Raw genomic sequence first — 19,957 nt, forward strand, 5'->3', positions numbered from 1 at the left:
TGTTTGGAGAAAGCATAAAAATATCGGCAGGCGGCAGGCGGTTCCAAAACGTGGGCTGTTCAAAGCCCGGTACAAAATTATGAGCAAGCCAGCGCGCTAGTGGTCAGTGGCTTACTTAGCGAAATTGTTTTAATATGAACAGGTCTGCACCTGGCTTTTGTCAGGAAAAGCAGGGGAGGCTGATGGCGGGCGGCTTTGATTTTGCGGTTTTGTAATTAATGTTAAATTGCGCATCGACTACCTGCGGGACGAAAGCGGGTGTTTGTTGGACATGTTGTAGGACTATATGAAAACCTCAGGCGGCCCCCATACGAATAAGGATGTATTCCATTACCTCGAAGCTTGTTGTTGGCTGGTGGCAGGCCGCTATGATCACAAGCCGGTTGCCAGTTGGTCCAACCTCGACTACATGAAGCTGAGCGGGGTGATCTACCGCCAAACCAATGTACAGATCAGTGCCAGTACCCTGAAGCGGGTGTTTGGCAAATTCAGGACCGGCGAACGCTATTATCCCCAGCAGGCCACGCGTGATGCGCTCGCCCGTTTTACCGGCTTTGCCGATTGGGAGGCATTTGTACGCTACCAAGATGAGCAACCCAGAACGGCCCATTCGCCTGAACCCTCTTCTAATTTAATCGAAGTGCATCCCGTTTCCGAAGCAACAGCGCAACCCGCAAGTTCGCGCAGCGCACGGAGGTGGTTGGTGTTGGTGGGACTGGCGTTGGTGGCACTTGTGTCGGGGTGGTTCCTGTTACCGACAAAAAAAGCGGAACAGCTGCCCGACTTGCGGGGCGTACAATTGTTGTGCAGTAATCCCACCGGCAAAGCGCCACACTCAGCTATTTTCAGTTTGCAGGTGCCGCGGGAATTCAAAGGACCGCTGGACCAGTTTACGATGGTGTTTGACGATGGCAAGCGGAAGCTGCCATTTACCGGGGGCAAGTTGCTGCATTATTATGAGATACCTGGCCGCTACTATGCGGTGCTGCAATACGATGGCAAGCCTGTGGATACGGCGGTGGTGTACCTGGCTACCAATAATTGGGAAGTGGTGACAGAGATGGAGCGCGATACGATGCGCGTGTATCCGGTGGCGGCACTGCACACGCCTTCGCCCGAAGGATTGGGGGTTACTACCCAGGCTTTGCAGCAATCGGGCATCGATACCAATCATACTTTTTATGTGCATTTCTCACGCATGCAGCCATTCGATATCGATGGCGATAATTTTGAACTGACGGCCCGGGTACGTACTTCGGTTGACCGGCCGGGCGTGCGTTGTTCGCAGGTGAAGATGGAACTGTATGGCGACCGGTCCAAACATCGAGTGTTGTTCCTGAAACCGGGCTGTATCAGCTGGAGCAACCTGCGCTTGTCGGACGTGGAGATGGATGGTAGCCGGGATGATCTCAGTTTCCTGGGGGCCGATCTGTCGACGGGTGGAGTGATCAGGTTGCGCATTGAAAAAAAGAAAGCGCAGCTTTGGCTCGACAGTCAATCTGTTTATACCGGTGGGTACACGTTTCCACTGCAGCGGCTGTACGGCTTACGTATTTCCTTCGCCGGCATCGGGTATATCGATAGTGTGGGTATCCGCGACCTGGCCTCTGGTGGCGTATACCAGGAAGCGCTGCGATTGTCCCAGTAATGCTTATGGTGTTTTATCATTCCATCCCAGCGAAAGTACTACCCCCCATGGCGAAAGCTGCTGGCATGTACGATAGGCTGCGCGGCCATGACGTAAGAAGGCTATTCATGATTTCAGCCTGATAATGAGCGTCGTGCCCGGCGAAACCCGTCTTGTTTCCCCTACCTTGAAAATAAAATTGCGCAACCAGATAATTGCACGTATGTTTGCAACCACATAGTTGCAAATACGCCCATCATGGAAACAAGAAGAGATATTTTTCAGGCGATCGCCGACCCCACGAGGCGGGCGATCATGGCGTTGATTGCCTTGCAGGCGATGACGCCCAATGCGCTTGCCGATCATTTCAATACGAGCAGGCAGGCAGTGTCGAAGCATATTAAGATATTGACAGAGTGCGAGCTGGTAAAGCAGGAGCAGCAAGGCAGGGAGATCTATTATTCACTCCAAATTCAAAAAATGAAAGAGGTTGATAAATGGTTGGACCAATTCAGAAAGCTTTGGGTGACCCAATTCAATCAACTGGACAATGTATTAGCAACCATTAAAAAACAAAAAAAATGACAAAGGATCTGCAATTTGATTTTACGGTTGACAAAGCGGCCAAGACCGTAGTCATCACGAGGGAATTCGATGCTGAACTTTCACTGGTATGGGATGCTTTTACCACGGCTGAGCTGCTGGACCAGTGGGTAGCGCCCAAGCCCTGGAGCGCCAGAACGAAACACATGAATTTTGAAGTGGGGGGCAGCAGGTTGTATGCGATGGTGAGTCCGGAGGGGATGGAGCGCTGGGCTCTGCAGAAATATACCGCGATCACGCCGAAGACTCATTTCAAGATGTTTAATGCGTTTGCGGATGCAGCCGGTAATCCGGAAGCAGAGGGGTCTGATTGGGACTATCAATTCACCGACCAGGGGGAGACAACTAAAGTAATTATCTCTATCTATAACGAATCGATGGCTCGTCTGGAGCGGATGATTGAAATGGGCTTCAAAGAGGGTTATGCTGCTTCGATGCAGAACCTGCAGGCGCTGTTACTATCATTGTCCAACAAATGATCTACGTCTTCAAGACATCTGTCAAAACAAAGAAGGAGGTGAAGTGTCTGAAGCCTCACATCGATAATATACTTTCCGGCGAACAATGGAATTTCGATCTCCAGGACTGCGACAGGATCTTGCGTATCGACAGCGACCAAAACATTGTGTTGAGCATCATTGACCTGCTGCAACTTCACCAGTTTTACTGCGAAGAGCTGGAGTAGCGAATAGCCTTCTAAAGACTACCAAAGGCAGCGTAATGGCTGCCTTTTTCTTTTTGACGATTGGCGAGATGAAGGGGCTCGCCCCTGGTAGCCTTTTTGCAGTGGTAGCCCAAAGCATGGGCATGAAGAAATTCAGTTTGAAGGTATTGTGGCAGATACTCAAGGATTCCTTTACGGGCTTTTCCGATCATAAGGTGATGAAACTAAGTGGGTCGCTGGCTTATTATACGGTGTTTTCCATGGCGCCGCTGCTGATCGTGATCATTTCCTTGTGTGGGTTTTTCTTTGGCCGGGAAGCAATCGAGAATGGGGTGTATGGGCAGATTAGCGGCTTTGTGGGATCAGATACCGCGCTGCAGATCCAGCAGATCATCAAAAACGCCTCGCTCGAGGGAAAAGGGAGTCTAGCCCTGGTCATAGGTATCGTAACCTTGCTGATTGGCTGTACCACCGTTTTTGCGGAGATACAGGATTCCATCAATACCATCTGGGGATTGAAGCCAAAACCCAAGCGTGGTTGGTTGAAGATGTTACAAAACCGGTTGCTGTCTTTTTCGGTAGTGATCAGTCTTGGCTTTCTGTTGCTGGTGTCGCTGGGCGTTTCCGGTATCATAGATGCACTCAGCAGCCGCTTACAGGCCCGGTACCCGGATACGACGGTCGTCATCTTTTATATCATTAACCTGGTGTTGACGATCGCTGTAGTGACCGTCTTGTTTGCAGTGATCTTCAAAGTGCTGCCCGATGCGAATGTGAAATGGAAAGATGTGATGGCGGGTGCCTTCGCTACAGCTTTGTTGTTTTTGCTGGGTAAGTTTGCGATTTCGTTTTACATCAGCAAAAGTGATGTAGGTAGCACTTACGGCGCTGCGGGTTCATTGGTGGTATTGTTGTTATGGGTGTATTATTCTTCCATCATTCTTTTCTTTGGGGCAGAGTTTACGAAGGCCTATGCGATGAAGTTGGGGTCGGAGATCAGGCCCAATCACTATGCTGTGACGACGCGCGAGGTGGAGATAGAAGAAGGGAGCAAGTCTGTGCAACAGGTAGAAGCCAAAAAGTCTTCAGAAGAACGTGGTAAAAAAGGGCCGACGCACGGTTAGCACGTCGGCCCTACACAAATAACTGCAACTAGCTCTATGGCTAATTAGCTTTCTACGATCAAAAATAGCCAAGGAGTATAATGGGAAATTATGGAGAGTTGCAGGTTCAAAGATACTGTTCGTTTACGGATATGAAGTCTTATGCACACAATTTATTCTGAATTTAATTGGTTCTTAAAGTGATGTGTATTTGAATTGACCTGATTCGGATATTTTGCGCCGTTATAGTAGTTGTTTATTGTGCAAACGACATGTTTTGTGGCGACAGCATTCTTTTTTGGACCGTTTTACATCCCTGACTAATTACTAGCAAACCACGGGTGGATATTGTCTTATACTTACCTGTTTCTGAAAAGCTGTTGCAATTATATATTTTACTTACTGTATAGTTTTTGTCAATTGGAATGCTTATGGTGGCGGTGGAGGTGTAGACTATGGTGACGCAGGCGCGGGTGGTGGCGGTGGTAGTACATTGCCGGCCATCTCTGGAGATGTTGCCATCTATGACATCCAGGATTCGCTGAACAATCCTTGTTTGAAAGAGGTGCTGTCGACGGCTTTAAATAAGCGGCTAAAAAGCTGGATAGCCAGGACCTTGGATACGGTTGCCCACATCAAAGGCGACTTTGACCTTGTTTTCCGGGAAAACCAGTTAGTTTTTTTAGCGATTCCAGTGTGATGGGGCAATTTAATCTTCAGGATAGCCATTTTGGTGGTCCTCCCTCTGATCCAAAGCAATATGGTACCATTGTAATCGACCTGAATGTAACATCTCTTCCAGGCATGTCTAAAGAGGCGATTGCAACGGTAATCTATCACGAAGCCATTCACGGTCTGCTGGAAGCAAAAGGTGTTCCTATTGATTGGCCACATGAGACCATGGCAGAATCCTATCAAACCAGGATAAAAATTGTACTTACCGAGTTATTCCCTTGTATGCCAATTGATGATGCCAGTGCCTTGGGATGGCTAGGCCTTACCAGGACTTACCAGTTCCATGCCATCAAAATATATGATGTCCAAAATGCCACCGGCATAACCAGAAATATCCTGCAAACGGCCTACGATTATCAAACCAATCAAAGGGGTACTGCCTCTGGCTGTCCGTGATATTGGGTCTACTTAAGCAAACCGTATGCGTAGCATATCCTTTTAAATTAGGATTGATTGAAGGAATGTTGCAATTATTTGCATTGCAGAAGGGTGTATCAAAAAGTATGATACACCCTTTTTGTATGCTGTTCAGTTTTATTTTTTGAGCCTTACTCATTGGCGCCAGGAGACCATCATCGGCGAACTCCTATTTGGTATGAGATATCTTATTTGACCACCGTCGCTTCCAGCTCCACATTCAGGGTTTCGTAGAGGCCCACGACCTGCATGAGCGTCACTGCTTGTTTCATGCCATGCCGGGCAACGAATTCCTTAAAGAGGTCAAAACAGTTGTTGATAAATTCCTCCCAGGAAGTGGTGTAGATGGTCAGGCGTACGATGTTGCCGGCGTCGTAACCCGCCTGGTTGATCACCGTTTCGAGGTTCTGGATCGCTATTCCAAGCTGCGTACGCATATCGGCATTGCTGGAGCTCCCGTCGGGTAGTACCGCTGCCTGTCCGGCCACATACAAGGTGCCTGTTACTTCCGTTACTTCTACTGCCTGTACATAACTCCGGTCGTCCTGCCAGGCCCAGGGATTGATCACTGTCTTTTTCATCATTTATATTGTTTGATAGATGACAAAATTAGACAGTGTTTTTATGTGCTGGTGTGATCAGGATCACATCTTGCCGCCGCCGGCACTTCGATGACTACGGTATAGCCGGCTAAGCGTTTCGCGGGATAAACCCAGGTAAGCAGCCAGCAGGGCCTTCGGTACGCGTTGCAACAACACTGGCTGTTTGCGCAACACGAGTTCATACCTTTCACGCGGGGTATCCGTCAGGAAGGAAAGAATGCGGTCCTGCGAAGCCATATGTCCCCGGTTGGCCTTATGCAGAAAGAAATGCTCCATTTTTTGTAGCTGCTGGCAGATGGTCTGGTAGCCATCCAACGTAAGACAGTACACCTGTGTATCCTCGATGCACTTTAGGCTCAGCGACGCAGGGTCGCCGGAAAACCAGGCAGGATAGTCGGTCTCCCACCAATCTTCCATCGCAAATGAAACAATGTGTTCACGTTCTTTTTTATCCTCGTAGGTTAGTTTCAGTAATCCAGCAATGACCAGGTACACATACCTGACCGGTTCGCCTTTGGTGATCAGCATAGCGCCTTTGGTGGCCTTTCTAGTAATGAAGTGCTTTTCTACAAAGGCGTATTCCTCATCGCTGAGGGGTACCACGTGTTCTATATGCCGACGCAGCATGGGTTCCATAGCTGCTAAGATAAGTATTTGCCAGGCGCAGCCACTTTAAAAACGGAACCCCGCTACCAGAATTTCCACCAGGGTTTGCCGGCCTTTTGTTGAGCTTGCTGAGTGGCCCGCTTCTGGTCCATATGCTAACCCTCGGTGAGTTCTACTGCTTTACGAACCACATTGGCAAATTCGCGGGGAGGTCCCTGGGAGTGCTCGCCATAGATAAACTGCACACCCGTTTCCACCTTGTCGTTGCTGAGTAGAATCTTGAGTTCGCAGGTACGTCCCTTTTTATCCGGCACGTCAAAGGTCTTGTGCAGAAATTCCTGCATCTCGGGAGTGATCATGGAACGGAGTTGTGAAATCATTGGCAATGTGCCTGTCTTACCTATGTAGAGGTTATTGTCTTTACAGTCTGCACTGCCATTACCCATTCGGTTGATGGTGCCATCCGAAGTAAGCAATATGAACAACACCTGGTTTTTGTCTATTTTAAGCGTGATGAGGATCGCTTCTATTTCGTTGGGGGCTATCAAGTATTTATTTTTATGCTAGTAATAATACCTCGCTGATCTGTTAGTACGATAAGGTATAACTTTTTTTCGTTGCTTGGTGCCTGGCCACGAATGGAAATCAGCTACCTGACTAATTTATGCCATCCGGCAGGGGGCAAGACCTGGCCGGGAAAAAATCACAAATATTCGGGAAGTATCGCCATTCTTACAGGCACCTTTAAGGGCCACCTTTGTCTTGTTGATCTTTTAAAACCATCAACAATCAATAAAATGACAAATTCCATCAAAAACGTAGTACTGGTTCATGGCGCTTTTGCAGACGGCTCAGGCTGGAAGGCCCTTTACGAAGTGCTCAGCACGAAAGGATATAACGTAACGATCGTACAAAACCCGCTGACCTCCCTGGAAGACGATGTTAAAGCCACTCACCTGTTGCTGGACAAACAAGACGGCCCCACCGTACTGGTTGGTCATTCCTGGGGTGGTGCCGTGATCACCGAAGCGGGTAATCACCCTAAAGTCGCGTCACTGGTGTATGTAGCCGCCTTTCAACCCGACAACGGCGAAACAGCGCTGCAATGGTTCCAGACAGCGCCACCCGCCCCTGAAAACGGTGTCCTTCCCCTCGATGAAAAGGGCATTGTGTATTACGACAAGGATCGGTATCATGCAGGTTTCTGCGCAGATATCTCCACAGAAGAAGCTGCCTTCATGTATGCCTCACAGGGATCATTCTATGGTCAATGTTTTGCGACCCCCATTACCGAAGCTGCCTGGAGAAACAAACCCTCCTTTGCCGCTATCGCCACCGAAGACAAGAGTATCGATCCGACGATTCAGCGTACCATGTACAAACGCTCCAATACAAAAACAACGGATGTGAAGGGTAGCCACGTGATCTTTATGTCGCAACCAGAAGCTGTTGCCAAAGTTATTCAACAAGCTTCGGACGTTCAAGCTAAATAATTCACGTAAAACGATACCAGCTAAAAAGCCGTTTCATTTTTTGAGATGGCTTTTTAGTTCAAGTGACCAATGAAGATAAGAGTTGTTACTTAGCCTTGTATAATTGTATACTCCCCACCTCCGGGTCTATGCGCACATAGCCACCACGGATAGTTACCAGTACATTTCGATTATCCAATACGACCACCCACGTGGGATGCAATCCATACCAGAACAGGTTATGAATGCTACTTTTTTTCTGCACCTTTTTGTCAATCACATAACCCCCTTTGCTGCCGGCCAGGTAGATACAATCTTCGTGAATGGCAAAAACCGCGGGCACATCACCATGATCAAGTGCGCTGTGATTGAAAATGAATCTTTCGCGTAGGTAAGTCTGGTTAGCCCGCCGGCATTCAGCCCCCAATGCGATAGCATTGGCCTATTTCTTCATCTTCCGATACATACCCAACAAGAGGGTTTGCGCAGCAAGCCGTCCGGCGAATGCCGCATGGTCCTTTTTACCCAGCATTTTAAGTACGAGCGAAAAACCGGTAATACCGATCGACGCCCACAAAAAAGGGTCAACGGTAGCTTTCGCCGGGTTGGCTTTACCAGGTGCAGAAGCTGCTTTTACCTTTGGGGTGGCCGCTGCCCGCGAAGTGTTTTTTTTGGCGGTAGTTGTTGCCATAATGCAGTGTTTATCAAAAGCGCAACAATTTTGCTGCCACCGGGGTACAGGATTTGATGATATATGGAAAAACGCATGTCATACCCTGCCGCCAGACCCGTCACCTTCTCCGTAAATGGTGTATCGCATACACTGTCATTGGCTCCCTGGGTAACCCTGCTGGATGCCTTACGTGAACGGCTTCGCCTCACCGGTACCAAGAAAGGCTGCGATCACGGCCAATGTGGCGCCTGTACCGTTCTGTGTAATGATCAACGCATCCTAAGCTGCATGACCCTCGCCGTCATGAAGCAAGGTGCGGCCATTACGACCATTGAGGGAATTGCCACCGGCGACACACTGCATCCTTTACAGCAGGCTTTCATCGACCACGATGCCTTCCAGTGTGGCTATTGCACACCGGGGCAGATCTGCAGCGCGATCGGTATGCTCCGGGAAGGTAAAGCGCGCACCCGCACAGAAGTAAAAGAGTTGATGAGTGGCAACCTTTGCCGCTGCGGCGCCAACAAAACAATCATCGATGCCATCATGGAGGTAAAAGAAAGCTATGAATAATTTCGACTATCTACAGCCGCAGTCCGTCAGCGAGGCGGTTGATCAGGCAGGCACTAATGATAGCAACAGGTTCATCGCCGGTGGTACCAATCTGCTCGATCTCTGGAAATACGATCTGCTGCATCCTGCTGCACTGATCGATATCAATCAATTACCCGCACTCAACAGCATCACGGAAACTGCGGAGGGCGGACTGCGCCTGGGTGCTTTGTGCACCAACGCCGCCACCGCTTATCACCCGCTCGTAGAAGAACGTTATCCGTTGCTGTCGAAAGCCATACTCGCGGGTGCCTCGGCACAGATCCGAAATATGGCTACCAATGGCGGTAACCTGCTGCAACGTACCCGTTGCTATTATTTTTATGATCCGGCGGTGCCCTGCAATAAGCGCAACCCCGGCTCTGGTTGCCCGGCAATCGGCGGCTACAACCGGATGCATGCCATCCTGGGGGCGAGCGATCAATGCATTGCCGTATTTCCTTCCGATATGTGTGTGGCCCTGGCAGCATTGAACGCTGTGGTACTGGTTACCGGACAGCAAGGTGATCGCAGCATTCCCTTTGCCGATTTTCACCGGCTGCCTGGCGACCAGCCAGCGCTGGACAATACCCTGCTGCCGGGAGAACTCATCACGGCCATCGATCTGCCGCCCAACCGTTTCGCCACTAACTATTCGTACCTCAAACTCCGGGATCGTCATTCGTATGCGTTTGCCCTGGTATCAGTCGCTACAGCACTGGATCTCGACGGCGATACCATCCGCGAGGCGCGCATCGCCCTGGGCGGCGTAGCGCACAAACCATGGCGTAATGAGTTGGCCGAACAATTTCTGCAAGGAAAAGCAGCGATTGAGGCCAACTTTGCCGCAGCGGCCGATATCCTGCTACAAGGTGCGCAAGGATATCAACACAATGGGTTTAAAATACCGCTCGCTAAAAAAGCAATCATCCGTAACAGCCTGATGGCGTTGGATCCGGCCAGTCAATTGCCCGGTGCCCAGCCATCGGCATAATCACCCACTTTTATGCAATCAACACCAACAGTAGGAAAACCGATCAGCCGGTTGGAGGGCATCTTAAAGGTGACTGGCGCTGCCCGCTATGCCGCGGAATATGAGGTTCCGGACCTCTTGCATGGGTATGTGGTGAACAGCACCATCACCAAAGGCTCCATCACGCGGATCGACACCACGCAAGCGATGGCGGTAGAAGGTGTGGTACACATTTTTACCCACGAAAACCGGCCGCGGCTCGCGTGGTTCGACCTGCAGTATGCGGATATGGATGCGCCGCCCGGCACAGTCTTTAAACCACTCCATGATGCCACCATACATTACAACGGGCAGCCCATTGCGCTGGTCATTGCCCAAGATGTCGAGACAGCCCGATATGCGGCCAGCTTGTTGACCATCGAATACGAAGAGACATCGTTCGATACCTGTCTAAACGATAACCTGCACAAAGCCAGAAAACCGAAGAAGGGATTGGCCTCCGTGATGAAATCGCCGCCGCCCAAGCCAACCGGTGACGTGAAGAAAGCGTTTCAGCAGTCTGCCGCGCAGGTCGCTGCGGAATTCAGGCATAGCACGGAGCACCACAATCCAATGGAGCTGTTTGCCACCACCACGGTCTATGAAGGCGACGGCCAACTCACCATTTACGACAAGACGCAAAGCACCATCAACAACCAGCTATACGTGGCCAACGTCTTTGGCTTGAAGTATAAGTACGTACGCGTGCTGGCGCCTTTTGTGGGTGGTGGGTTTGGATCGGGCTTGCGACCGCAATACCAGCTTTTTCTTTGTGTGATGGCTGCCCTGCAATTAAAGCGGTCTGTGCGCCTGGTGCTCGATCGCAAACAAATGTTCTCCTTTGGCCACCGGCCGCAGAACGTGCAACGCCTGCACTTTTCGGCGGATGATAAAGGTCAGCTGACAGGGCTGAGCCATACGGCTTTTTCAGCTACCTCTCAGTTTGAAGATTATGCCGAGACGGTTTCCGAATGGAGTCACAAACTGTACCCGGCGCCCCATACCTCCTTCGACTACCAACTGGTTTCCCTGGACCTGCACACGCCCGTGGACATGCGCGCCCCGGGCGGCAACAGCGCCCTGCATGCCATCGAGTGTACGATGGATGAATTGGCCTACAAACTCGGCATCGACCCGCTGGAATTTCGACTGCGCAATTATGCCGACGAAGATCCTTCGACGGGAAAGCCATTTACCAGCAAAGCTTTACGGGCTTGTTACCAGCTGGCGGCGGAACAATTTGGCTGGCACCAGCGCAATCCTCAACCGGCAAGCATGAAGCGTGGTAATAAGCTTGTAGGGTATGGTATGGCTACCGGCATCTGGGACGCGTTTCAGTTTCCGGCCCGGGTAGAAGCGATGATCGACCAGGAAGGGAAACTGGTGATCAGCAACGCCACAACTGATATCGGGACTGGTACGCTTACGATCATGACACAGATCGCTGCAGATGAATTTGGCCTTCCTATTGAGCAGGTCAATGTCCACTACGGCGACAGTAAAAAGCCTTTTTCAATGTTCCAGGGTGGATCGGCTACCACAGCCTCTACGGGCTCGGCCATTGTGATAGCCGCCCAGGCGTTGAAGAAGAAGTTGTGGAAGATCGCGAAGGGTATGGACGGCTCTCCCCTGGCCAAAGCCGGGGAAGCAGACGTCGCTTTCGATAGCGGTCAAATTTATCTCAGGCATGACCCCTCTGTAGCCATTTCCCTGGCAGCGATCGTGGCTGCCAATAAAGGCCGTCCTATCAAGACTACCAATATGGGCAAGCCCCATTTGCTCAAGCTCCGTAAATATGCCAAAGCAACGCATAGCGCTGCCTTTGTGGAGGTGGAGGTGGATGCGGAACTAAAGACGATCACGGTTACCCGTGCTGTAACCGCAGTGGCCGCGGGGAAGATCATCAACCCAAAAACGGCCCGTAGCCAGATTGAAGGGTCGATGGTGTGGGGCATCAGCAAGGCATTACACGAAGCCACCATCCTGGATGAAAAGCTGGGCAAGTTCATGAATCCCAACCTGGCCGAATACCATATTCCGGTGCATGCAGATATTCACGAGCTCGATGTGATCTTTGCCGATGAACCCGACGAAATAATCAACGAGCTCGGTGTAAAAGGGGTAGGAGAGATTGGCCTGGTGGCGATGCCAGCTGCGATTGCCAACGCCGTGTACCACGCCACGGGGAAACGTTTCTACAACCTACCCATACACTTTAACGAATTGTTGTGACAAGTGGCGAACCGATCAGGGGTAGGGTACTGCCGATCATCGCACGATACCCATAGTCCAGGGGGTATCAATAAATCTGCGATGATAAGTTGTCAATTATTAAATAAAATAACCTACCTTCAGATCAATGCCAACCGATCTCGTTGGCCTTTTTTACACCTTCGTATAGCTGACGGTCTTTAGTCATAATCTCCCTTTATTAATAATTCCTTTTGATAAAGTTTTGTTTATTGACACATTGATTGGCGTTCCAGGGTTTTTGAATTGGCCGTTACCTTTTTTGATTTCTTTTTTAATTTGTACCGATGCTTGCAAACTTCTTTTTTTTCACCTCTTTTTTCCAGGCGCCAAAGATTGAGTTCAATCATATCAGTGATTTGGAGAAGCGTACCCCGGATATCATCATCTGGGCAGCACCCGTGATGTTTTTCTTTGTGTTGTTGGAATGGTATATCGCCAAAAAGCAGGACCATCACCTGTACGACAAAAAGGAAACCATCGGGTCGGTACTGGTGGGTATAGGCAATGTGATCATCAATACGTTCCTGAAGGTAAGCCTCTTCTACCTGGTGATCTGGATCTATAACCTGGTGCCGTGGCGGATGTATTTTAGCTGGTGGTCACTGATCCCCTGTTACCTGATCTTTGACCTTTCCAGCTATTGGTCGCACCGTATATCGCACCAGCAGCGTTTTTGGTGGGCAACCCATGTCGTTCACCACAGCAGCGAAAATTATAACCTGAGCGTATCCTTCCGTTTAAGCTGGGTACAGAACCTGAAGCTTGTATTCTTTCTGCCGGTCATGGCCCTCGGCTTTCACCCGGTCATTTTCTTTATCACCAGCCAGGTGGCGGTGCTCTTTCAATTTTGGGTACATACCGAATACATTCGCAGGCTTCCTCGATTCATCGAGTATATTTTTGCCACGCCTTCCAACCACCGGGTACACCATGGGTCTCAGGAAAAATACATCAATAAGAACTACGGTGCCACCTTCATCTTTTGGGACAGGCTGTTTGGCACTTATCAGCCTGAAGAAGAACAGGCGAAATATGGCATCAGCACCAATATTGAGCATAAGGCCAATCCCATTCACCTCAACTTTCATGAGTACGTCGAAATGTGGCAGGATGTAAAAGCCGCGAAAGGCATGCGGAGAAAACTCTTTTTCATCTTCGGCGATCCCATAGCCGTCGCGAATTATAAAAAGGAAGCCGGGAAAACGACAGTAAAACCTGCTGGCATCCGGCGGGAAAAGTCTGTCCATCAACTCACTTCTCTGAAATAAATGTCGCTGCCGGTAGCCCTTCTTTATTAATCAAGGTAGCACTGCTGTTACGCTTCAGACATTCCTGCTGAATTCTTAAAAACATCTTGCGCTGCAGCAATCGTAACATCTGTTAAGCGTTTGCTATTCCTGGCTGATTTCAGTGTCTGTACTGTTGCACCTCTATTCCTCCTCATTGGGTCCTCGAGGCCCGTAGTGCTACAGAGGTGGAATCGAGGAGGAATCGAGAAGGAACCATGAATCAACGCCCGTTCATCATGCCACCTACGTACGACCATCACAAACATTTAGTCCTTCCGTCCCTAAAAAAAGAGAAATTCCGGGTAAAACTGCCCGTTCGTCACACGAGTTGTCGAAGGTCGTCACAGGTTCGGCAGAAGCCCACCCCATTTGTCCGGGGGACTGGTCGCTGACAGGCTATTTTTGTGGCACTGGTGGGGGGACAGGCCGCGAAGGATAGTTTGCGGAGCTTGTGAAATGAATTAAATTGTAAGGCCAGTAACTACACCCATTGATAGATGCCTAATATTAAAAACATGAATGACAACAACAGTCGTCGCGACTTTATCCGTAATGTGTCACTAGCCGGCAGCTCTGTGCTGCTGTCTTCCTCACTCTCCTCTGCCAACAGCTTTTTTACGGGGTCACCCAATGATAAAGTAGTGCTGGGCATCATGGGTACCAATAGCCGGGGCAGTTTCCTGGCAAAAACGTTTGCCGGACTGCCCAATGTAGAAATAGCCTATATCTGCGATCCGGATGCTACCGTATTGGAAAAGACGATTGGTGACCTGGAAAAACTAACCGGCAAGCGGCCGCGTGGTTTTGCCGATATCCGCCAACTGTTGGCCCAAAAAGACTTTGACGGACTGGCTATCGCAGCGCCCGACCATTGGCATGCACCCGCGGCTATCATGGCACTGCAGGCAGGCAAACACGTGTACGTAGAAAAACCCTGCAGCCACAACCCGCGGGAAGGCGAACTGCTCGTGCAGGCCACCGCCAAATACAACAAAATGGTTCAAATGGGCAGCCAGCGCCGCACTTTTGACAACGTCAACAAAATGATCAACCAATTGCACACAGGCGTCATTGGTAGGGTCTATTTTGCCCGGGGATGGTATACCAACAACCGTAAATCCATTGGCCACGGCACCAATATACCGGTACCGGGCAATCTTAATTTTGACCTGTGGCAAGGCCCCGCACCCCGTCAGGCTTTTAAAAGCAACCTGGTGCATTACAACTGGCATTGGTTCTGGCATTGGGGTACCGGCGAAGCGCTCAACAACGGCACCCACGAACTCGATGTGATTCGCTGGGGATTGGGCGTCGATTATCCGGTAGAGGTTGTCTCCGCAGGCGGACGTTTTCATTGGCAGGACGATTGGGAAACACCCGATACGCAAACGATCACCTATAAGTTTCCCAACAACACGGCCGCTACCTGGGAAGGAAGAAGCTGCAATAGCTACGCCTCCGAAGGGTCGGGAAGAGGGGTGGTATTCTATGGCGACAAAGGTACCATCGTGTATCCCGGCAGCAACAGTTACCAACTATTCGATGCTGCCAACAAACTCGTGCAGGATATAAAAGACAATACACCGTATAATCCTTCCAACCCGGTTAGTCCGACCGAATTACTGGATGCCCTGCACCTGCAGAATTTTGTACAGGCCATACGCGGTCAGGAAAAACTCAACGCGCCCATTGCCGAAGGACATAAATCGACGCTGCTGCCACAGTTGGGCAATATCGCCTACCGCACCAATAGTGTGCTGCAGTGCGACCCTAAGAATGGGCATATCGTCAACAATAAAGCTGCCATGGAACTATGGGGCCGGACTTACGAAAAGGGGTGGGAAGTGAAGGTGTAGACTTTTATCGTAGATTGCGCCGATAGACGAGATTACTATGTATGAGCAGCTCATTCGTTATATCGAGGAATATGCACAGGCGAGGTTAACGCCAGCGGAAGTAGCACTGATCAAAAGCAACTTCAAACCAATGTCGCTGAAAAAACGGGCATATTTCTTACAGGCAGGAGCCGTTTCGAAGTACGCCGGCTTTATCACCAAAGGCGCCATGCGGCAGTATTGTGTAGACGACAAAGGCGACGAAAAGATCGTTCACTTTTATATTGAAAACCACTGGGCCACCGACCGGGAGAGCTTCGCTTCGGGGAAGCCTTCACTCTATACCATCGAGGCCTGGGAAGACACCGACCTGCTCCTCATTACCCGCGAGCAGATCCAGGCACTGATCAAGCAGGTGCCAGCACTGGCCACCATGACCCAGGTGATGGATGAACGACATGCCATCGCCACCCACAAACGCCTGGGCTCCCTGATCGTGGGCAGCGCAAAAATGCGTTACCAGGAATTTATGACCAACTACCCGCATTTCGCCCAGCGATTTCCGCAACACCAGATTGCTTCCTTTTTGGGCATCACCAAAGAAACCCTCAGCAGGGTGAGAAGGCAGCACCCATGACAAGCCGGGCGCTGCCCTGGCTGCTTACGCCTGTTGCCTGATCAGCGGGATCACTTTGGTACCGATCAGCTCTATCGATTGCATCAGCTGTGCGTGTGTCAAACCTGCATTGTCCATTTGAAACGTAAACCGGTCAACGCCACCCAATGCTTCGCTGTGCCGCAGGATCTTAGCTGCCACGGTTTCTGGTCCGCCCACGACGAGTACACCTCTTGGCGCAATCAGTCCGTTGAACTGCTGCCTGGTCACCGGTGGCCATCCGCGTTCTCTTCCCAATTTCGTCCATAACTCCGCATAGCCCGGATAGTAATCGGCAATAGCGGCTTCATCGTCGATGCCCACATAGCCAGGTGAGTGTAGACCTACGGAAAGCTGATCGGGGCTAAATCCTGCCTCCTGGCCCGCTTTCCGGTACAGGTCCACCAATGGCCTGAAACGCTCAGGCTCTCCGCCAATGATCGCCACCATCAATGGCAGGCCCAGCTGACCGGCGCGAACAAAGGATGCAGGTGTACCGCCTACGCCGATCCATACAGGTATTTTTTGCTGCAAGGGCCTCGGGTACACCGGCTGGTTGTTGAGCGATGGCCTGAACTTGCCCGACCAGGTTACAAACTCATGCTCCCGGATGCGCAACAGCAACTCGAGTTTCTCTTTGAACAGCGCATCATAATCATCCAGGTTGTACCCAAACAAGGGATACGCTTCGATGGCCGAACCACGTCCCACCACCATTTCTGCCCTTCCTTTCGAAATAATATCGACGGTGGCAAAACTTTGAAACACGCGCACCGGATCTGAAGTGCTGAGCACCGTTACGGCGCTGGTAAGCCGGATCTTTTGGGTGCGGGCAGCTGCTGCCGCCAGTATCACGGCAGGTGCTGCATCCAGGAATTCTTTTTTATGGTGTTCACCGATGCCGTATACGTCGAGTCCGGCTATGTCGGCCGCCACGATCCTTTCCAATAACTGATCCATGGCTGCCTCGCTGCTAAGGGTGTGGCTGCCATACATGGCCGATGCAAAACTATCTATGCCTATTTCCATATCTGCGATTGAATAAGTTGAAAAATGCGTGTTGATCAGGACAGCGCGTTAGGGGGCGGACCTCCGGCAGGCTTCGAATTGCCGGCAGGCAGGGGGATGAATTCCTCGTTATCTGTCGGTGGTAATATGATCCGTCCCTGCTTCCAGTCTTCCTTGGCCTGTTCGATCCGTTCTTTGCGACTGGATACAAAATTCCACCAGATGTATCGTTCACCCAGGTGCTCTCCGCCCAGCATCATCAGGGTGGAGGGTTCCGTCGCGATCAGCAGGGGATCGGTATCCTGTTTAAACACCAACAGTTGTCCTGCCTGGTAAGCGGTCCCTTCTACCTGGAGGCGGCCTTTGGCGATATACACCCCTCTTTCTGCGTAGCCTTGCGGGATGCCGAAACGGGCATCTTTGTCAAGCTCCACATGCACGTAAAATAAGGGGGAGGTGGTGGTGACGGCACTCTTTTCACCAAAGGCTTCGCCGGCGATCAGGCGCATCCAAACACCTTTATCGGTGAATACAGGCAATTGCTCCGGCTTGAAATTGGCAAAAGAAGGATTGGCTTCTTCGTCTTTTTCCGGGAGGGCTACCCAGGTTTGTATCATTTCCAGTTGGCCGCCGGCCCGGATGTTCGGGTCTTCGAACCGTTCACTGTGGGCAATGCCACTTCCGGCCGTCATCCAGTTGACCTCCCCGGGCTTGATGACCTGTTCTACCCCCAGCGAGTCGCGGTGGGTGATCTCTCCGCTAAACAAATAACTTACCGTCGATAGGCCAATATGTGGATGTGGCAGCACGTCGAACTGACTGTGGGTGGAGGCCGGTACACTGATCGGTCCGCCATGATCCATAAAAATGAAAGGACCCACCATTCTCCGGAGTTGGAAGGGCAATATGCGTTTAACCGAAAACCCGGGCATGATCTGCGCTTCCCGGGAAGAGATGACGATGTCAAGCATAAGAAAGATCAGTTTGCTGCAAAGCTATACGATGGGGCGGTGAATTATGTTGACAAAAGATAATAAATAAGGCTTTGCAGCTCCATACGGCCAGGGCGTCGGTGGTGCAGAGACAATATGCCGACATATTTTTTTACCATTTGGTAAATGAACTGCCCCCAATAAGTTGGACATTTAACGTATGAAAGTGTTTGTGGACTACATTTTACAGTTTGGGAATTTGAACCAGCATGATTTCCTTGAAGGCAACCTATTCAACGGCAAGAAGTGCTGCGTAAAGAAGTGCTCACTTCACCACTTCAAAATCTCCTGGTTTCCACGTTCCGTCAAACGCAGGTCCTTCTGGACCGTAAATCCTGAAATAGGTAAACCACCCCACATGGGGATTGGTTTTTATCCATACCGCTTCTTTGCCTGCCGGAGCAGCTGGTCCGAAATACAGATCGATAGATGATCCTGTTTTGCCCTTTAATTCGAACATCGATCGCAAGGCCGACTTGTTTTGATCGGTTAATATTTCACTTCTTGTTAGCACATCATATATCGTTACTGACCAGAATAATTTCGCTGGAACGGGTAGGGGAACTGTCAGTTTATAGGTTTTGCTGCCATCGAGGTAATTGCCCTGGTTGTCTTTTGTTCCCAGCCAATATAGTGACCCTGCGTGGGTGGAGCGGTTAAACATGGCGGGTGACTCTATCTGTGCCTGGTAAAACCATTTTTCCCGTGCATACAGGTCGGTATAATGCTGCGTGTCGAATGTTCCGTTGTCGGATCTTAGAGCTGCCCACTCCCATTGTCGGTCGGGCCAGGCTATGCGATCTGCTCTGCGATCTGCGAATGACTGCACGCGCAAAATGGCGTTACCGGTTTGAGCGGCTTTTACCAGAATGGTTTTCATTCTTGCATCGGGGTTAAAAGCTTTACCCTTTTCAATGCCTAGTTCAGCCAGTTCACCATACATTGGCCGGTAGGCTTCGTAAGGTGGTTCTTGATCGATCAGCTCGTGCAGCTCTTCCCAGTACTTAAGATTGTCTTCCCAGCTTACGGGCGTAAAATCCAGACCGGGTTTGTTCAGGTCGACCCAGGTAGGTTCGGTCCAGCCGGCTGGTTTTGTTAAAGGATAGACCTTGACCGATTTGATCATGGCCGTGGCTGCTTCCGCCCCGCCCTGCAGAGGGATCGCTCTCACCAGCACCAGCACGCGATTGGTGGTGGGCATGCCGCTGTAATATCCCGCAGGGACCTTGCCCTTGTAGCCGGGAGGCAATAAAAGGTGTTTACCGCCTTTGCCTTTATCGGGCCCTGGCAATCCCAGATCCATCACATACAACTGGTTCATGTCATTGGCCACTGACATAATGGGCCCCGGAGGCAGTTCAACGACCATGGGACCTGACTCCTGGAGATCAATTGCCAATCCGGCGTAACGGGTATCAGAATTAGGCGTAAATACCAATTGTTGGGGCGTTCCATCGAGCATGGCAAACACTTTGTTGGGCACAACGCCTCCCGTTAAATTTCCTTTCCAGGTCGCCATGATGGAAACCGAGGGATAAAAAAAGCGGTATGCCATGACCGCGCGATTCAGGTCGGCTTCATCATAAGCCTGCTGAACGGTTGCCGCAGTGGGATAGCCACCCCGAAATTCGAACCGGCTTTTTGAACCTGCTGTGGAGTCATTTACGTCGGGTTTGCCCGTCTGTGGCTGCGAACAAGCGGAAAACAGTTGACAGGATACATATGCAACGATGAATAGGCTACCACTGCAGCAGCTCATCCATTTTGGCGTGTGTATACAGTTTTTGAAATGAAACATATTCATTTGCAACAAATTGATA

The 19,957-nt window shown here is 50.5% G+C and carries 21 protein-coding genes; 13 read left to right on the plus strand and 8 right to left on the minus strand.

Annotated elements, in window-relative coordinates; all coding sequences use genetic code 11:
* The first annotated feature begins 286 nt into the window (after nt 1-286).
* The 6 genes from P2W70_RS10985 (at nt 287) to P2W70_RS11010 (ending at nt 5,128) form a co-directional block, all read left to right on the plus strand.
* Nucleotides 287-1,648 carry a hypothetical protein gene (locus P2W70_RS10985; RefSeq protein WP_276481502.1) on the plus strand — a complete coding sequence of 454 codons (1,362 nt, stop codon included), beginning with the start codon at nt 287-289 and terminating at the stop codon, nt 1,646-1,648.
* A gap of 237 nt (nt 1,649-1,885) precedes the next feature.
* Nucleotides 1,886-2,212, plus strand: coding sequence for an ArsR/SmtB family transcription factor (locus tag P2W70_RS10990; protein WP_276481503.1), 327 nt, complete (start codon nt 1,886-1,888; stop codon nt 2,210-2,212).
* A complete protein-coding gene (locus P2W70_RS10995) occupies nt 2,209-2,709 on the plus strand; it encodes an SRPBCC family protein (RefSeq protein ID WP_276481504.1) in 501 nt (166 codons plus the stop codon). The genes P2W70_RS10990 and P2W70_RS10995 overlap by 4 nt, the downstream gene beginning before the upstream one ends.
* Nucleotides 2,706-2,915: a hypothetical protein gene (locus tag P2W70_RS11000; protein ID WP_276481505.1), complete on the plus strand. Its 210-nt coding sequence runs from the start codon at nt 2,706-2,708 to the stop codon at nt 2,913-2,915. The genes P2W70_RS10995 and P2W70_RS11000 overlap by 4 nt, the downstream gene beginning before the upstream one ends.
* A gap of 35 nt (nt 2,916-2,950) precedes the next feature.
* Nucleotides 2,951-4,018: a YihY/virulence factor BrkB family protein gene (locus P2W70_RS11005; protein WP_276481506.1), complete on the plus strand. Its 1,068-nt coding sequence runs from the start codon at nt 2,951-2,953 to the stop codon at nt 4,016-4,018.
* Between the two features lie 783 nt (nt 4,019-4,801).
* Nucleotides 4,802-5,128: a hypothetical protein gene (locus P2W70_RS11010; RefSeq protein ID WP_276481507.1), complete on the plus strand. Its 327-nt coding sequence runs from the start codon at nt 4,802-4,804 to the stop codon at nt 5,126-5,128.
* A 209-nt stretch (nt 5,129-5,337) separates the two neighbouring features.
* On the opposite strand, the gene P2W70_RS11015 is transcribed toward P2W70_RS11010, so the two are convergent.
* The 3 genes from P2W70_RS11015 to P2W70_RS11025 all read right to left on the minus strand — a co-directional run bounded on the left by P2W70_RS11015 (nt 5,338) and on the right by P2W70_RS11025 (nt 6,905).
* Entirely contained in the window at nt 5,338-5,733 is a 396-nt protein-coding gene (locus tag P2W70_RS11015) for a RidA family protein (RefSeq protein ID WP_276481508.1), read from the minus strand.
* Between the two features lie 60 nt (nt 5,734-5,793).
* On the minus strand, nt 5,794-6,387 hold the full coding sequence (locus P2W70_RS11020) for a Crp/Fnr family transcriptional regulator (protein ID WP_276481509.1): 594 nt from the start codon (nt 6,385-6,387) through the stop codon (nt 5,794-5,796).
* Nucleotides 6,388-6,512: 125 nt separating this feature from the next.
* On the minus strand, nt 6,513-6,905 hold the full coding sequence (locus tag P2W70_RS11025; protein ID WP_276481510.1) for a hypothetical protein: 393 nt from the start codon (nt 6,903-6,905) through the stop codon (nt 6,513-6,515).
* 249 nt (nt 6,906-7,154) lie between these two features.
* Between P2W70_RS11025 and P2W70_RS11030 the strand changes: the two genes are divergently transcribed.
* Nucleotides 7,155-7,850 (plus strand): alpha/beta hydrolase, encoded by a 696-nt coding sequence (locus tag P2W70_RS11030; protein ID WP_276481511.1) that lies wholly within the window; start codon nt 7,155-7,157, stop codon nt 7,848-7,850.
* An 85-nt stretch (nt 7,851-7,935) separates the two neighbouring features.
* Here the strand turns inward: P2W70_RS11030 and P2W70_RS11035 are convergent, their stop codons facing one another.
* Both P2W70_RS11035 and P2W70_RS11040 read right to left on the minus strand, forming a co-directional pair.
* Nucleotides 7,936-8,172, minus strand: coding sequence for a hypothetical protein (locus P2W70_RS11035; protein ID WP_276481512.1), 237 nt, complete (start codon nt 8,170-8,172; stop codon nt 7,936-7,938).
* A 99-nt stretch (nt 8,173-8,271) separates the two neighbouring features.
* Nucleotides 8,272-8,520: a hypothetical protein gene (locus P2W70_RS11040; protein WP_276481513.1), complete on the minus strand. Its 249-nt coding sequence runs from the start codon at nt 8,518-8,520 to the stop codon at nt 8,272-8,274.
* Nucleotides 8,521-8,595: 75 nt separating this feature from the next.
* On the opposite strand from P2W70_RS11040, the gene P2W70_RS11045 reads away from it, so the two are divergent.
* The 6 genes from P2W70_RS11045 to P2W70_RS11070 all read left to right on the plus strand — a co-directional run bounded on the left by P2W70_RS11045 (nt 8,596) and on the right by P2W70_RS11070 (nt 16,119).
* Nucleotides 8,596-9,075, plus strand: coding sequence for a (2Fe-2S)-binding protein (locus P2W70_RS11045; protein WP_276481514.1), 480 nt, complete (start codon nt 8,596-8,598; stop codon nt 9,073-9,075).
* Nucleotides 9,068-10,087 (plus strand): FAD binding domain-containing protein, encoded by a 1,020-nt coding sequence (locus P2W70_RS11050; RefSeq protein WP_276481515.1) that lies wholly within the window; start codon nt 9,068-9,070, stop codon nt 10,085-10,087. Before P2W70_RS11045 ends, P2W70_RS11050 begins: the two co-directional genes overlap by 8 nt.
* 12 nt (nt 10,088-10,099) lie before the next feature.
* Nucleotides 10,100-12,337, plus strand: a complete 2,238-nt coding sequence (locus P2W70_RS11055; protein ID WP_276481516.1) for a xanthine dehydrogenase family protein molybdopterin-binding subunit — start codon at nt 10,100-10,102, stop codon at nt 12,335-12,337.
* A 377-nt stretch (nt 12,338-12,714) separates the two neighbouring features.
* Nucleotides 12,715-13,626, plus strand: a complete 912-nt coding sequence (locus tag P2W70_RS11060; protein ID WP_276481517.1) for a sterol desaturase family protein — start codon at nt 12,715-12,717, stop codon at nt 13,624-13,626.
* A gap of 536 nt (nt 13,627-14,162) precedes the next feature.
* Entirely contained in the window at nt 14,163-15,503 is a 1,341-nt protein-coding gene (locus P2W70_RS11065) for a Gfo/Idh/MocA family protein (RefSeq protein ID WP_276481518.1), read from the plus strand.
* 37 nt (nt 15,504-15,540) lie between these two features.
* On the plus strand, nt 15,541-16,119 hold the full coding sequence (locus tag P2W70_RS11070) for a Crp/Fnr family transcriptional regulator (RefSeq protein ID WP_276481519.1): 579 nt from the start codon (nt 15,541-15,543) through the stop codon (nt 16,117-16,119).
* A 24-nt stretch (nt 16,120-16,143) separates the two neighbouring features.
* Here P2W70_RS11070 and P2W70_RS11075 read toward each other — a convergent pair whose 3' ends face one another.
* The 3 genes from P2W70_RS11075 to P2W70_RS11085 form a co-directional block, all read right to left on the minus strand.
* Complete coding sequence (locus P2W70_RS11075; RefSeq protein ID WP_276481520.1) at nt 16,144-17,166, minus strand: Atu2307/SP_0267 family LLM class monooxygenase; 1,023 nt, start codon at nt 17,164-17,166, stop codon at nt 16,144-16,146.
* 35 nt (nt 17,167-17,201) lie between these two features.
* Nucleotides 17,202-18,116 (minus strand): pirin family protein, encoded by a 915-nt coding sequence (locus tag P2W70_RS11080; RefSeq protein WP_276481521.1) that lies wholly within the window; start codon nt 18,114-18,116, stop codon nt 17,202-17,204.
* Nucleotides 18,117-18,402: 286 nt separating this feature from the next.
* A complete protein-coding gene (locus P2W70_RS11085) occupies nt 18,403-19,692 on the minus strand; it encodes a DUF1254 domain-containing protein (RefSeq protein WP_276481522.1) in 1,290 nt (429 codons plus the stop codon).
* Between the last annotated feature and the right edge of the window lie 265 nt (nt 19,693-19,957).

Origin of the sequence: Paraflavitalea pollutisoli, from assembly GCF_029360705.1 — a bacterium.
GTDB lineage: Bacteria > Bacteroidota > Bacteroidia > Chitinophagales > Chitinophagaceae > Paraflavitalea > Paraflavitalea pollutisoli.

Excerpts from the sequence above, each read along its gene's own strand:
- P2W70_RS10985 (WP_276481502.1), top strand. The coding sequence starts at position 287 with ATGAAAACCTCAGGCGGCCCCCATACGAATAAGGATGTATTCCATTAC.
- P2W70_RS10990 (WP_276481503.1), top strand. The coding sequence starts at position 1,886 with ATGGAAACAAGAAGAGATATTTTTCAGGCGATCGCCGACCCCACGAGG.
- P2W70_RS10995 (WP_276481504.1), top strand. The coding sequence starts at position 2,209 with ATGACAAAGGATCTGCAATTTGATTTTACGGTTGACAAAGCGGCCAAG.
- P2W70_RS11000 (WP_276481505.1), top strand. The coding sequence starts at position 2,706 with ATGATCTACGTCTTCAAGACATCTGTCAAAACAAAGAAGGAGGTGAAG.
- P2W70_RS11005 (WP_276481506.1), top strand. The coding sequence starts at position 2,951 with ATGGCTGCCTTTTTCTTTTTGACGATTGGCGAGATGAAGGGGCTCGCC.
- P2W70_RS11010 (WP_276481507.1), top strand. The coding sequence starts at position 4,802 with ATGTCTAAAGAGGCGATTGCAACGGTAATCTATCACGAAGCCATTCAC.
- P2W70_RS11015 (WP_276481508.1), bottom strand. The coding sequence starts at position 5,733 with ATGATGAAAAAGACAGTGATCAATCCCTGGGCCTGGCAGGACGACCGG.
- P2W70_RS11020 (WP_276481509.1), bottom strand. The coding sequence starts at position 6,387 with ATGGAACCCATGCTGCGTCGGCATATAGAACACGTGGTACCCCTCAGC.
- P2W70_RS11030 (WP_276481511.1), top strand. The coding sequence starts at position 7,155 with ATGACAAATTCCATCAAAAACGTAGTACTGGTTCATGGCGCTTTTGCA.
- P2W70_RS11040 (WP_276481513.1), bottom strand. The coding sequence starts at position 8,520 with ATGGCAACAACTACCGCCAAAAAAAACACTTCGCGGGCAGCGGCCACC.
- P2W70_RS11045 (WP_276481514.1), top strand. The coding sequence starts at position 8,596 with ATGTCATACCCTGCCGCCAGACCCGTCACCTTCTCCGTAAATGGTGTA.
- P2W70_RS11050 (WP_276481515.1), top strand. The coding sequence starts at position 9,068 with ATGAATAATTTCGACTATCTACAGCCGCAGTCCGTCAGCGAGGCGGTT.
- P2W70_RS11055 (WP_276481516.1), top strand. The coding sequence starts at position 10,100 with ATGCAATCAACACCAACAGTAGGAAAACCGATCAGCCGGTTGGAGGGC.
- P2W70_RS11065 (WP_276481518.1), top strand. The coding sequence starts at position 14,163 with ATGAATGACAACAACAGTCGTCGCGACTTTATCCGTAATGTGTCACTA.
- P2W70_RS11070 (WP_276481519.1), top strand. The coding sequence starts at position 15,541 with ATGTATGAGCAGCTCATTCGTTATATCGAGGAATATGCACAGGCGAGG.
- P2W70_RS11075 (WP_276481520.1), bottom strand. The coding sequence starts at position 17,166 with ATGGAAATAGGCATAGATAGTTTTGCATCGGCCATGTATGGCAGCCAC.
- P2W70_RS11080 (WP_276481521.1), bottom strand. The coding sequence starts at position 18,116 with ATGCTTGACATCGTCATCTCTTCCCGGGAAGCGCAGATCATGCCCGGG.
- P2W70_RS11085 (WP_276481522.1), bottom strand. The coding sequence starts at position 19,692 with ATGGCATACCGCTTTTTTTATCCCTCGGTTTCCATCATGGCGACCTGG.